The organism is Myxococcales bacterium (assembly GCA_012517325.1).
In the GTDB taxonomy this organism is placed as follows: Bacteria; Lernaellota; Lernaellaia; order Lernaellales; family Lernaellaceae; genus JAAYVF01.
The window spans coordinates 87243-100042 of record JAAYVF010000007.1; the positions used below are offsets into that span (position 1 = coordinate 87243).

Below are 12800 nucleotides of genomic sequence, written 5' to 3' on the forward strand. Positions count from 1 at the left end.
GCGCGATGAAAAGGCCTCGCGCCGATGGTCTTTCGATCGTTGACAAGCATCGGGATTGTGAGAGAATCGCGGCGATTTGAAAAGCTCAAACGCCAACGGTCTGCTGGTCGCTATTCTCATCGCGGCTGTTTTATCGGTCGGGTGTATCATTCTCATCCATAATCATTATCTGGAATTGGGCCAGCGATTCGATCGCGCCTGCCCCATTTGTCAAATCCTGCTGGGTTTCATCGCTTTGATCGCGGTGGGATGGTCCCTTCTGGTTCGGCCGTTATTTTCACGGGTATTGAGATCCGATCGACGCCCTGAAACCCCGTTTCATTTTCCTTTCTTAAGCCAGCCGCGCGCGCCTCCTTCACTTTTATTTTTCAAAGCCGGTTTTTAATGTAAAATTCAAGAAGAAAAAGGAGGACCAACCGATGAATAAATCGTTAGCGTTTCTTTTCTGCGCCTTATTTATCATGGTCATCGCGCTGTTGACCGGCGCCTGCGCCGACAATGATGATGACGACTCGGCCGACCAAAACCCGTCGGAAGACGATACCGCGGACGACGATTCGAACGATGACGACATTTCCGATGACGATGCGTCGGACGATGATGCCGGCGATGACGACTCCGGCGACGACGATTCCGGCGACGACGATTCCGGCGACGACGATTCCGGCGACGACGATTCCGGCGACGACGATTCCGGCGACGACGATTCGAGCCCGGGCGACTACTGGGAACCCTCAACGGTCGTGCCGATCGGTGTTTATCCGGAAATTCGCGGCCTGATGGTCGAACGGGGCATCATCCACATCCATTCCGTTTACTCGCACGACGCCTGCGACAACAACCCCATGCCGGGCGGGCAGCCCAATGAAAAATGTCTGGCCGAGCTTCGCGAGGCCATGTGCACAACCAACCAGCAGTATATCATGCTGACCGACCATGCCTCGATCTTTGCCGACAACGAATTCCCCGATGTCCTTTTGTACCGCCCGGACGAAGGCGATGAACTCGTCTATGACGACGACGATCCCATTGCCAACATCATTTCCTGCCCGGACGGCAACAAAACGATTTTGATGGCCGGCAGCGAAAACGATCTCATGCCGCTTCATTTGCACCGCGCGCCGGGAGATACCCCCGAAGAACGCCACGCCGTGTTGGGAGCGAAAGACGAGGCGGCGGTCGAATTGCTCAAGACTTTCGGCGCCCAGTTGATCGTGAATCATTCCGAACTATGGACCACCGAGGAACTCGCCGCGCTGAGCATTGACGGCATCGAACTATACAACCTGCACGCCAACCTGGGCACCGAAACATGGCCCATCGTCGAAACGGTGCTCAAAGTGCTGCCGTACCTTTTCCCTCGCGACGAGGCGGGGCATTGCGACCTCCTGCTCATGAGCTTCTTCGAGGAAAACGCGACCGACCTCGCCCACTTCGACAAACTGCTGGCCCTGCGCCGTCAAGTGGGCGTTCTGGCCACCGACGTTCATCGCAACTCCATTCCGTTCCCGCTTTGGGACGGCGACCGCGGCGATAGTTACCGGCGTCTGATGCGCTGGTTCGCCAATTACATCCTGGTGGAAAATCACGAGGTGCCGGACATCGAGGAAGCGCTCGCCAAGGGGCGGATGTACGGCGCGTTCCAGTTGTTCGGCGAGCCGGTGGGCTTCGATTTCTATGCCCAGACCGCGAAAAGCGTGGCGGAAATGGGCGACGAGATCGCGCTTGACGACGATCCGGTGCTGCATGTCGAGATCCCGACCTTCTACAACATGGACCCCACCCTGCCCGCGCCGGAGTTTTCCGCGCGGATCATTCAGGCGGGGGCCGACGGCGGCACGGTCGTGGCCGAAAGTGACGGCGACCCGATTGATTACCAGGTAACCGAATCCGGCGCCTATCGCGTCGAGGTACACGTGGTTCCCAACCATCTCCTGAAATGGCTGGGCGGTCATCCCGACCGCTATATCCATGAGTATCCGCTCATTTACGCGAACCCGATTTACGTGACGGAATAAAGGGAAAGCGAGAACAATGCGGCTCGCGCTCCCGGCGCCTCTCTTGGGCATTTTCCGCCTTGCCGGCTGGCGGCGGCGGCCGGCCATGGCGCTGCGGCGCTTTCGCCGGACAATCCCGGCGAACCGGTTTACTCGATGATCAATCCGCTCCGGGTGTCTGACGCTTTCGGGCGCGAATTCACCGGTCCGCTGCTTCGCCGAGGCGATCACGGTCTCCTGACGAACAACTTTTGGGACGGAAAAATTTGAAAACCACTCTTGATCGCCTTCGCGACGGCCAGCACGCGATGATCGTCGAGATCCAAGGCGGATATCGCCTGCGGCAAAACCTTGGCGGTTTGGGCATTCATCCGGGAGACACTGTGGAGGTGCTTCAAAAAGGCCATTTTGGCGGGCCCGTGCTGATCGAGATTCATGGCGTGAAAGTGGCCATCGGCCTGGGTCAAGTAAAAAAGATCGAAGTCGAGGTCGATGAGGAATGATGCGAATCGCCCTCGTCGGGCAACCCAATTGCGGTAAAAGCACGCTCTTCAATGCCATCGCCGGGTACAAGACCGAAGTTGGCAATTTCCCCGGCACCACCATTGAATTCACTCGCTGCAAGGTCGGCTGTGAAGGGCACACCTTCGAATTGGTGGACGTGCCCGGCCTCTATTCGCTTGAAACAAGCGGGGCAAACGACCTCCACGCCCTGGACCAATTGGCGAAAATCGCCCCCGACGTGATTGTCAATGTCGCCGACGCGAGCATCCTTTCCCGCAGCCTGGAACTCACCTTGGAGCTCCTGGAAATCGAATTCCCCCTCGTCCTTTGCCTGAACATGATGGATGAGGCCGCGCATAAGGGAATCAGCATCGATGCCGATCGCCTCGCGGCGGGCCTCGGCATCCCCGTGGTGCCCACCATCGCCAGCCGCGGCCAAGGGATCCCGGAATTGTTCAAGACCGCCCTTCAAACGGCTTGTGACAAGCGCCTCGGCCGGCCGCTGGGCATGAGCCGCGACGTGGAATCCGCCATCGGCGAACTGGCGGCGGGGATCGCGCCGGAGACCGCCGCCCGCGTCGGCCTGCCGCCTCGGTTCATCGCGTTGCAATGGCTGCAACGGGACGAGGTTTTCGGCAAGCGGCTCGGCGACGAAACCGTGAAAAACGGCGCGCTGATCCAACGGTTGGCGGCCGAACTGGAAACGGCGCACGGCCGTCCATCCGACGTGGTCATCGGTTCCGAGCGTCATGCCCTGGCTATGAACTTGTTTGAATCGACCTCGACCGTCCTGGTTCGCACCAAGAAAACCCAAGGCGTGGATTGGGATCGTTATGCCATGCATCCGGTCTGGGGCTTTCTTCTGCTCGCGACCGTGCTCTTTTTCTTCTTTTACGCGGTGTTCGGCTTCGGGCGTCTGCTCGAGCCGCCGCTCCTGGATCTCTTCGCTCGCTTGCAGGGACTGTTGGACAACAAGCTGCCGCCCGCCAGCTTGATCGCCTTTTTAATGAAGGGTCTGATCCAAGGCTTCTCCGGCGGGATCGGAATCGTCCTCCCCTATTTGTTTCCCTTTTTGTTGGCGTTGGCGCTTCTGGAGGATGTCGGCTACCTTCCCCGCGCGGCTTTCCTGATGGACACCCTGATGCATCGAATCGGCCTCCATGGCAAGGCCGTGATTCCTTTCGTCTTGGGATACGGCTGCACGGTGCCGGCGATCATGAGTGTCCGGATCCTGGAAACCCGGCGGGACCGTTTTGTCGCCGCGTTGCTGGTGAACCTGATCCCCTGCGCCGCGCGCTCGACCGTGATCTTCGCGGTGGTGGGATTTTTCGTCGGCGGCGGCTGGGCTCTCGCTTTCTACGCGCTGGATCTCCTGGTGATCGCCCTTGCCGGCCGCTTGTTTTTAAAATTCCTGCCGGGCGAACTGACCGGCCTCATCCTGGAAATACCTTCCTGGAAAAAACCCGCCCTCGCGACCGTTCTTCACAAGGTGTGGTTCCGGCTGCGTGAATTCATCGTTGTCGCCTGGCCGATTCTGATCGTCGGCAGCGTGCTGCTCAGCCTGCTGGAATATTACCGCCTGGACGACGCGGTGAATGGCCTTCTTTCGCCGCTTACCAGCGGCTTGCTCGGCCTGCCCGCCGCCGTGGGCATCACGCTGGTGTTCGGCATTTTGCGAAAAGAACTGACAATCGTCATGCTCATTCAGGCGCTCGGCACGGCGAATCTTGCTTTGGTGATGACCACCGAACAAATGGTCGTCTTCACCGCGTTCATTCTTTTCTATATCCCCTGCCTCGCCACCCTGACGATGGTCCATTCCGCATTTCGCGGCAAGGGAGTTCTCGCAAGCATTGCCTTCACCACCGGCGTCGCCACCTTGGTCGCGCTTCTCTTCCGCTTGGGTTTCACCCTTTTCGGATAACCGCTTGATTACTTGACCTCGCAAGCTGCGAATCAAATCAGCGCGTTGCCTTCGGTCACCACGCGAACTCCAGCGGTGTGAACGCCTGACGGAAACCCACCACCGAGGTCAAACAGGCGCCCTCCGGCCATGCCACGGCTGAGACACAGGTGAGACAACGGCAAAATGGGCTTGCGACATCAATGAGACACATCAGCCGGTTCGCTGCATCCGGCGAATGGCTATCTAGTGTGACAACTGCCTGATCTTGTTAGAAATTGTTGCCACAGGGTCAATCTCCTCCAACTTGGCACGGGCAGTGCTTTGGTTAATAAACGGCGTAAGAGGAGGAGTAGTTTAGCTGGCGTATTGCTCTGTCGAGGCTCAGCGGGAGGGTGAAATGAAGCTTCGCAACGCGGCGTGAAATCAGGCGCCCTTGCCTTTTTCAGCCGTCAAGAACCCATAACTTTGGAGGTCAGAAAAAAATGAGCGTCCCGGAATCCATTGTCCAGAATCACGTTGCACCGAGCGCACCGCGACTCCATTCGGTGAAAGAAGACGAGGAACAACAACCCAACGGAATCGAGCGCCTTGATCTTATTGAAATGGCCGAGACGACCGTGAGCCTGGCTGAGGATTCGACGGGCCGCCTCTGGCTTCTGATCAGGAACGAGGACAATGAAATTGGGGTTTTGAATCTTGCGGAGATCGCCGGGCAATGGACGAAGAGCCTGTTCATGGAATTCGCGCGCCGGCATCTCGAGCAGGACGGCCGCGAGGTCAAACTGCACGCTCGTAGCATCCGGGTCTGCCCGGATTATATCTGAGCGGCGCTTACGTCCCGTTGCACAGACGTTACCGTCGAGTTTTGGTTTGCTTGGAACGTTGAGGAGCGAATTCGTGATGGATGCCAGTCCAACCCGACTTGTTTTGCTTGCGATAAATGTCCTCTGCGGCCTTGAGATTGTTCACAGCTACTTCTATTGCATGGCGCGTGATTGCGGTTGGGCCGCGCGATCGTGGACGAGCGCGTCGGCGCGCTTTCGCGGCCATTACACGGCCTTGATATGGTTCGGCTTGGCCGGCTATCTGTTGAGTTTCCACCACATCGTCTGGCACATGGACGTGGCGACGCCGGTTTTCCCGGGTGGTTTGACGGGCGCGCTGTTCGTGCTGCCATTCGTCCTGATACTCTTGCCGTCGGTGTTGTGGATCCCAACCACCTACGACTATCTGAAGACCCGTTCTCCGCGCGAGTTGCTCAGGGTTCAAATGGTCCGGTACCTTGTCGCGGCTGGTTCCTTGATCCTGCTCGTCATGCTGGCCCTGCTGAAGCCATTCGCGCCTGAGCTCTTCTCCTGGCCGTCGACGGTGGGCGCCGCCCTTTTCGCCTGCTTTGTCTTGACAAGTGCGCGCCGCCATGGACGGCGCGGCTCGACGCCAAAACCGGAATGATCTAGCCGGCCATCGCCGTGGCGGCCAAAGAATTCACCCCGGAACTCGTTGTAGCGCGCCTGCCTCGACGTCAGCCCCAGACAATCTCCATCCATTCAATAAAAAGAAAAAGGGCCGTAACTCATTGGAATTACGACCCTTTAGATTGGTCGGGATGACTGGATTTGAATTTCAGTCTCAATAACACAAAAAGCAGAGCCATTACGCTATGTTGCCGTTCTTTCAGAGAAACAAGATAACTGGCGAAGGTACTCTAAGGCACGCGAAGGACGAAGATAGGTTCTTCAGGTAGCGAGTTTCTGGCAATTGCCACTTCGTGAACGCCTCTTCAAAATCGAACGTGCTCACCGACGCACCCACCCTACTTCCAAGGGCCACCAGGTGGCCAAGTGCCGGAGTAGGTCTTCCCTTCGACCAGTGCCTTGATGATCGGCCCGAGGAACCTCCGCAGTCGGGTGATGATCGCGTCGAGGCTCGCGGGAGCGTCATCGAGCCGTGCCTTCCGCCGAAGCGCAGTCCACTGCGCGACTTTCGTCGGGTCGGTCACGAACTTCTCCGACAACGCCGTCGGCCGCAGTCTGAACTCGGTGCCACGACGGGCGAAGGTCGTCTTGATCGCCGTCGCAACTCTCTCCCCGTCGAACTCGAACCGCTGCGAGAGCAACCAGATGTCGTAGTAGTCCTTGAGGCGGCTGTTGATGATCCCGAGCTTCATCATCGTCTCGAACTTCTCGGCGATGACGCTATCGCGCGTGTAACCCTGCATCCTTACCGGCGGAAGGTCGAACCTTGCAGGCAGCATGATCTTGGCCGGAGCCGGAACTACCGCATCGCCGAAACCTATGTCGATCTGCATGGTGATCCGCGCCCTGGCCAGTTCACCCTTGAAGCTGACGCGCACTCCTTCGTAGACGGCCTCCTCGGTGATCCGCACGGCCCTAACGCTGTCAGCATCGAACACGAGGCCGTCCGGCTCGACCGGTTGGATGCAGATCGCCTTCACGGCGCTGGCGATCTCTTCTGGATCGTTGTGCAGGCGACCGAGAAGGTCGATGTCGCGGGTCGGGCGATATAGCGCCGCGCCCCAAGTATCAAGCAGCAGCGCACCCTTGAGGACGAAGCGGCTGGCGTAGGCCGACCGTGATAGGCGGTAGAGGAAGCGCTCCATCGCGTAGCGAAGCAGCACTTCGTCGAAGGGAGTCGATGTCTCCTGCGCCGCGTTGAGCAGGCGCTGCCGTACTGACGCCGCCAGGTCCTTCTTCTGCTCCTTCGCCGTCATAGAATGGCTTCCAGGTAGGGCCGCATGATCCTCTCCACGCGGCAGACCCGCGCGTACTCCATGAGCTTGTCGACGTTGATCTTCCGGCGTTCGCGGTAGAGCTTGAGGGCTTCAAGCGCAACATCGAGGCCGATCTTATTGCGAAACTTGAAGCAGTCGGCCACTGTCTTCTCCGGCGAGTAGACGCGAACGGTGAACTCGTCGACCCGGTGTTCTTCGATCCCTTCGGTGAAAGCTCGCCCGGTGTACCAGAAGACGCGCACCGGCGGAAAGTCGATCCGTGGCGTCCAAGCGTGGTTCTCCAGGGCAACGTAGACCTCATGGGGTATCTGGGTCGTCAGCTCGTGAAACGAGAGCGCCGAGATCAAGCAGATCACGCCGGAAGGCACTCGTGCGGCGACAGCGGCAAGATCGGGAGCGCTCAGCGGCGGTAGATCAGCCAGACGATAGACGCCGCGTGCAACCCGTTCGAGGAGTCCCTCCGAAACCATCGTCCGGAACGCGCGTTCCGGGACTCCGGTAGCGATGATCTCCGAGTAGCGCATCACGCCGCCTCGACTTTGAAGCGCTGCTCTCACCTTCTCGATGTTGGACGGTTCTGGCTTCATGGCCCACCGGATGAAATGCTAGGTACTTATAAACAACTACCTAGACTATCCTCCATAGCCTTTTTAGTGTCAAGCGGTTTCTTCTTACTCATCGAAGCCGACATGTGCCCGCGCGCGCGAGACGCGGATTTTTTTGAAAACATTTTCCGGGGGTCGGCCGCGTCGCGCGCATAGCGCGTATGCCCGCGTGCTCCACCGCCCTACCGGGATCGAACCGCCCCCACCGGCAAGCTCTTGACAAACTTCGTGCTGAACTTCACCGTCGACAGTAGAGACCATCACGAGCGGGTAAGGCACACGGGCCTGTGACCCCGCACCAACCGGCCCACCCAGGGCATCGGTGGTAACGCCGTGAACGATGGAGGCACCATGAACGAACCCAAGCAGCTTCGCGTCGTCTTCTACACCAGAGTCTCGACCTCAGCGCAGACCGTGGACAACCAGATGCTTCAGCTTCAGCAGGTGGCTGAGACCCGGCGCTGGAACGTCGTCGGCACTTACTCCGACACCGCTTCGGGTGCCCGGGATCGCAGACCGGCGCTCGACGAGATGATGAAGGCCGTCCGGCGCGGCCAGGTTGATCTCATCAGTATCACGGCGCTGGATCGGCTCGGACGCGATGTGCGGCATTTGCTGACGGTGGTCGAAGAACTCCGGCAAGCGGGCGTGGGGCTGTTCAGCCTAAGGGAAGGCATCGACACCAATTCGCCGAGCGGCAGGATGGTCATGGTTATTTTTAGTGGCTTAGCGGAGTTCGAGTTGAACATCCTGCGCGAACGAACTGTTCATGGTCTCCAGCGAGCCCGGGCTAAAGGGGTGCGCTTAGGTCGGCCTCCCCGCGTCGCTGTCGACGTGGCCGAAGCGCGGCGGCTGATCGCCGATGGCATGAGCAAGAAGGCCGTCGCCCTCCACCTCGGCGTGCCGAGAACCAGCCTGCTTCGCGCCCTCAACGGGGTGTCCAAAAACGCCTCGAAAACCGAGGCCGTAAGTGGTTGATTTTACGAGGGGTGGCTTCCGCATGTTCTCGGTGTCCGAACCGGTCGTTTTGGACACCCGATTCGGCCATCGAAAAAGCGGGAGGTGGGCGAGATGGGTTTAGCCTATGACGCCATCTGCTCCGGTTGCGGCCACAAGTTTCGCGTCTTCCAGGGCGGCACCTTCCATTCCGAGCAATTTCGCTGCGACCGCTGCGGTCGGACGAAGACCGTTGATCGAGTAAGGCCATGCGGTGACCCAATGCCGCTCAAGCATAAAAAGTGCCGGTGCGGTGGAACCTATAGCACTGGCTCTCCCGTTCGATGTCCGGCGTGCAGATCAACCGACCTGCGGGAAGCTACCGATCCGCATCGGATCATGTTCGACTAAGGAGGCTCATGCCCGGCCAGGATGACCGCAATACGACGATCATGGGACGGCTCGGTTTCCAGGTCGTCGGCGAGGTTGATTTCGCCCTGGTTGCCTACTCTTCGCTTCCGGACGATCAACTCATTGCAGTCATGCGTCGCCTCGCCCTCGGCCTCGATCCCGGCGTCGATCTGGCAACCCACACGATCAACGAAGAAGAGTGGTTGCACCGCCGAGGCCGACGGCTCGCCCGCGTGGCCGATCCGGATCGTCGTCGGCGCAGGCGAGCGAAGAAGAAGCGTCATCGTCATCGTTGAGGTAAATCGGTCTGATACTGATCGTCGGTCCAGCTCCCGCTGGTGTGAGTCGATTACTACCGCTTTAGATAAAGCTCTAGCCAATTCCGAACCTCATCATCAACCGGTTCACGTAGAGTCTCGCGCACGGCATCAACCTTGTTGGGCGAAACCGCCGCATGAAACGCCCGAAACCGTCGATCCTGCTTACGCAGCAGGCCGAGAATGAACTCTCGAAACTCCTCCATCAGTCCGGTACCGGGTGGGCGGTGTGGCTCCTCGGGGTAGACACGCCGTTCGTGGCGGTTGCGATGCCGCAGGAGTTCCTTCGGCGCGTACAGGTTGACGAGGAACTCCTCGAAGTTGTGACCGACGACGCGGTATGCGAGGGAGGCCGACCTGGGGATACTGCCACCGGCCGCGCCTTTCATGTGTTCGCTATTTGCCATGAAGAGTGGTGTCCAAGCAGGATCGCGTAGCCAGTCGCGCCCCCTAATTGGCACCTTCCCCAAACGGTCGCGTTGCCGGTTCTCCGTCGATGCGACCGGTGCGAACCGCATAGGGTAGCAGGCGATGGACGCCCTCGGCTCGCCATCACCGTTCGTCGCCAGCTCGGCGTTCAACTCGATGTTCAGACGCAGCCGCTCGTACAGGTCGCGGGGCGAGTCGTCGAAGTTATAGAGCAAGTAGTTACTAATGTCCTTGAAGCCGTGCGCTACGGCGAGACGAACGGCTCGGAGGTAGGTCTGCTTGTCGCGAAGCCGGTCGAAAGCAATACGGAGGGGTTGAACGTTCAAACGCGCGAGGAGGCCGACGGTACGCTCGTTGACGAGCCTGGCATCCACACCCTGATTGAAGTCAACCACGCGCGTGCGTGGTGGGTCCGTCGCGGTCGCCTGTCCGCGCCCGTAGCCGAGGGCTTCTAGGTCGGCCACGATTCGCGCCAGATCGGGCGAGGCGAGGACATTGTTGTCCATCACCAGTAGGCGCGGAGGGTCGCCGAGGTGGGCGCGCAGAGCCGCGACCATCGGTTTGATGTCCACGTAAGGCTCGAACCTCGGCTCGATGTTCCGAACGGCGCACCAAGAACAACGACGGATGCAGCCGCGAGTAGTGTACGCATAGATGGTCTCACCGACCGCGTATAGGTCGGGGTCGAGCAGATCATAGGCAGGGACGAGCGTGTCGACATTCGTGTCGTCGTTCAGGCCGAGTTGGCGAGCCGAGGTCAGTAGCCCACCGACCGGCCGCACACCGGTCGCCTGCTCGATGTCGTCGGCCAGCAGCGTCGCGCCGACACCGCCGATGACCACGCGCCCACCATCGCGCAGGGTGCTTGAGAAGGATTTGACAGTCCGGACGAGATCATCGTGGTGCCATGTAAATACGCAAGGCACGTACACCCGGTCCCACCGCTCTCTTAGTGCTTGCGCGTCGCGTCCCTGGACGAACCGTACTACGTCTCCCCGGTCGAGGTGCAGGCGTCCGACCTTCAGCAACCCCAACGGGGGATACCAGCGGGTCTCGTCGGTAGTCGCGTTCGTGTGCCGCCGCCGGTTGAACGTCGGGTCCACGAGCAACACCCGCAAGTTGGCGGTGAGCCGTCTAAGCTCCTCGTGAAGCTGGGCAACGCCGGACCTTCCCCGAAGCCGGGCCAAGGGACCGTCGTTGCTCCAGTCCACGTGTCCGATAGCCCCGCGCAGGCGGGCGCAGAAATACGACTCGTTCAACTGGTCGGACGGCGTCTCGCAGACGAAGCCAGTCAAGAGGCGCACAAGGACCTGGAGTCCCAAACCCTTGCACAGCAACCCGTGTCGGTCATCGCTCCACTCGTTCGGGAACGTCGCCGCCACTGCCCGCCAGAACGCGAGGACGAGTGCGTAGAGCTGCTCCGGTTCGGTCGGCGTCGCTCCACCGCCGTCGCGGAGGAACCGTCGGAGCGCGGTCTCCATCATCCCCAGTGAAACCCGCCGATGCAGGCCCGAGGTTGCGCCGGGCTCCCGGCGGAGACGACCGAACCACGGTGACGCCGGGTCCGATGCGAGCCGTCGGGCGAGCAGAACATGCAGATGAGTGGCGGCGAGGTCCTCCGGGAGGTCGGGGCCGACCAAGTCGACGGTTTCCTGGGTCCGAGGCATCGGCAGGTAGATGGCTACCGGCACGAGGGTTTCGCCGGTGCCGGGACGCCACCGCCGGGTACGCTCGTCGAGGGCGGTGAGGCCACCGCCGTGCAGCACCCTCAGCATTGCCGCGTCGCCGTCGCGGCGGAGCGTCCAGGCGCGCCCGCGACGCCCCCGCAGCTCGACGGCTAGAGGGAGCGACACGTTGCTTCTCGCGGAAGCCACCCGCTCACTACTCTGCCTGTCATCACCGAGTACCAGGGCCACGGCGGTCGATTGGACGAGCGCGAGGAGTATCTCTCGGTTGCCGATCAGGCCGAGCTGTCCGACGATCTCGACCGGGTGGTTGGGCATCTTTTTTGCCATGTTGCAGAAAATATCTGCAATATGGTCGCTACGCAAGCGGAAAACCGCCGTCGCTCTCCTCGCCGTTAGTCCTCCTTGGTGAGCTGGCCGCCGCTGACAAGGCGGTGCTCGTCGCGACCGACGCGATCAGCGAGGAAGCGTGGCTGTCGCGCCGACGCGGCCGACGGCTCGCCCGCGAAGTTGATTCGGCTCGCCGCCGCCTCCGCAAGATGAAGAAAAACGTCACCGCCACCGTTGAACATCATGTAGGCGCTGATCGTCGGGCAGCGCGCACGAGGATTCGACGCACCGCGTCACGTCCCAGTAGGGTTCAAACTAACACGGGTTAGACCGTATTACCGTATATAGCAGCCATCTGCCGATCTGCGTTTTTTCCATCAACACTTGATCCTACTCGCATCCACCCTGCGTCGGGTTGCTCGGGAAGCTGCCCGCGTCATACAACACGCGCACGAAGACAAGGTTGTTGGCCAACAGCCGCGTGACCGGCGACAGCACGACGGCCTCGTTCGCGTCGGCCTGGAAGGCGTACTCGTTCGGCGAGTAGTTCTGAGCGAAGAAGAAGCCGTTGTTCGGGGCCGTGTCGCTCCAGCGGATGTTGCTTTGCCAGTATCGAATCTTCCCCTGCGAACCAGGGTTCCGGTCGGGCGTCACCACCGCGCAACCAACGGGCTCGTAGCCGGTGCCACCCTCCCAACTCACGACGCCGATGACTCCCGCCTTGCCGTCCTGCAAACCTCCAAAACGCAGACGGAGACTATAGTCAGGAGCGTAGAGTTCGAGGTCAGTCATACTGACCCCCTTTGAAGGCGAGACACCTGATAGAGTGATGTTGGGTCGTGTTGCGGTTGCGACGGACGGAGGCCGGAGGCCGACGGGAGCCGCAACCGCGACGGCCGCACCACCCGGGGGTATCGATGTCCAAGGA

General features: G+C 60.3%; 12 protein-coding genes and 1 riboswitch. Of the genes, 7 read left to right on the forward strand and 5 right to left on the reverse strand.

The genetic code is table 11. From position 1 onward, the window contains the following. The first annotated feature begins 419 nt into the window (after positions 1–419). The 5 genes from GX444_01400 to GX444_01420 all read left to right on the forward strand — a co-directional run bounded on the left by GX444_01400 (position 420) and on the right by GX444_01420 (position 5859). Complete coding sequence (locus tag GX444_01400; protein ID NLH47238.1) at positions 420–2018, forward strand: hypothetical protein; 1599 nt, start codon at positions 420–422, stop codon at positions 2016–2018. A 287-nt stretch (positions 2019–2305) separates the two neighbouring features. Beyond that, complete coding sequence (locus GX444_01405; GenBank protein ID NLH47239.1) at positions 2306–2500, forward strand: ferrous iron transport protein A; 195 nt, start codon at positions 2306–2308, stop codon at positions 2498–2500. Then, complete coding sequence (gene feoB, locus GX444_01410; GenBank protein ID NLH47240.1) at positions 2500–4425, forward strand: ferrous iron transport protein B; 1926 nt, start codon at positions 2500–2502, stop codon at positions 4423–4425. The genes GX444_01405 and feoB overlap by 1 nt, the downstream gene beginning before the upstream one ends. A 464-nt stretch (positions 4426–4889) precedes the next feature. Beyond that, on the forward strand, positions 4890–5231 hold the full coding sequence (locus GX444_01415; protein NLH47241.1) for a hypothetical protein: 342 nt from the start codon (positions 4890–4892) through the stop codon (positions 5229–5231). A gap of 73 nt (positions 5232–5304) precedes the next feature. Then, entirely contained in the window at positions 5305–5859 is a 555-nt protein-coding gene (locus tag GX444_01420) for a hypothetical protein (GenBank protein NLH47242.1), read from the forward strand. A 361-nt stretch (positions 5860–6220) separates the two neighbouring features. Here the strand turns inward: GX444_01420 and GX444_01425 are convergent, their stop codons facing one another. After that, a complete protein-coding gene (locus GX444_01425) occupies positions 6221–7138 on the reverse strand; it encodes a nucleotidyl transferase AbiEii/AbiGii toxin family protein (protein NLH47243.1) in 918 nt (305 codons plus the stop codon). Then, the gene (locus GX444_01430; GenBank protein ID NLH47244.1) at positions 7135–7746 is read right to left on the reverse strand and encodes a transcriptional regulator; all 612 of its coding nucleotides are present in this window, start codon (positions 7744–7746) and stop codon (positions 7135–7137) included. The genes GX444_01425 and GX444_01430 overlap by 4 nt, the downstream gene beginning before the upstream one ends. Before the next feature lie 272 nt (positions 7747–8018). Beyond that, positions 8019–8111, forward strand: a riboswitch (SAM riboswitch). A gap of 4 nt (positions 8112–8115) precedes the next feature. On the opposite strand from GX444_01430, the gene GX444_01435 reads away from it, so the two are divergent. Both GX444_01435 and GX444_01440 read left to right on the forward strand, forming a co-directional pair. Next, a complete protein-coding gene (locus tag GX444_01435) occupies positions 8116–8742 on the forward strand; it encodes a recombinase family protein (GenBank protein NLH47245.1) in 627 nt (208 codons plus the stop codon). Positions 8743–9119: 377 nt separating this feature from the next. Next, a complete protein-coding gene (locus GX444_01440; GenBank protein ID NLH47246.1) occupies positions 9120–9407 on the forward strand; it encodes a hypothetical protein in 288 nt (95 codons plus the stop codon). Positions 9408–9463: 56 nt separating this feature from the next. Here GX444_01440 and GX444_01445 read toward each other — a convergent pair whose 3' ends face one another. The 3 genes from GX444_01445 to GX444_01455 all read right to left on the reverse strand — a co-directional run bounded on the left by GX444_01445 (position 9464) and on the right by GX444_01455 (position 12574). Then, on the reverse strand, positions 9464–11872 hold the full coding sequence (locus tag GX444_01445; protein NLH47247.1) for a hypothetical protein: 2409 nt from the start codon (positions 11870–11872) through the stop codon (positions 9464–9466). Between the two features lie 65 nt (positions 11873–11937). Next, entirely contained in the window at positions 11938–12117 is a 180-nt protein-coding gene (locus GX444_01450; GenBank protein ID NLH47248.1) for a hypothetical protein, read from the reverse strand. A gap of 145 nt (positions 12118–12262) precedes the next feature. Next, entirely contained in the window at positions 12263–12574 is a 312-nt protein-coding gene (locus GX444_01455; protein NLH47249.1) for a hypothetical protein, read from the reverse strand. Between the last annotated feature and the right edge of the window lie 226 nt (positions 12575–12800).

Coding starts and splice junctions, on each gene's coding strand:
- GX444_01430 (NLH47244.1), bottom strand. CDS start 7,746: ATGAAGCCAGAACCGTCCAACATCGAGAAGGTGAGAGCAGCGCTTCAA.
- GX444_01445 (NLH47247.1), bottom strand. CDS start 11,872: ATGGCAAAAAAGATGCCCAACCACCCGGTCGAGATCGTCGGACAGCTC.
- GX444_01450 (NLH47248.1), bottom strand. CDS start 12,117: ATGATGTTCAACGGTGGCGGTGACGTTTTTCTTCATCTTGCGGAGGCG.
- GX444_01405 (NLH47239.1), top strand. CDS start 2,306: ATGATCGTCGAGATCCAAGGCGGATATCGCCTGCGGCAAAACCTTGGC.
- GX444_01415 (NLH47241.1), top strand. CDS start 4,890: ATGAGCGTCCCGGAATCCATTGTCCAGAATCACGTTGCACCGAGCGCA.
- GX444_01425 (NLH47243.1), bottom strand. CDS start 7,138: ATGACGGCGAAGGAGCAGAAGAAGGACCTGGCGGCGTCAGTACGGCAG.
- GX444_01440 (NLH47246.1), top strand. CDS start 9,120: ATGCCCGGCCAGGATGACCGCAATACGACGATCATGGGACGGCTCGGT.
- feoB (NLH47240.1), top strand. CDS start 2,500: ATGCGAATCGCCCTCGTCGGGCAACCCAATTGCGGTAAAAGCACGCTC.
- GX444_01435 (NLH47245.1), top strand. CDS start 8,116: ATGAACGAACCCAAGCAGCTTCGCGTCGTCTTCTACACCAGAGTCTCG.
- GX444_01400 (NLH47238.1), top strand. CDS start 420: ATGAATAAATCGTTAGCGTTTCTTTTCTGCGCCTTATTTATCATGGTC.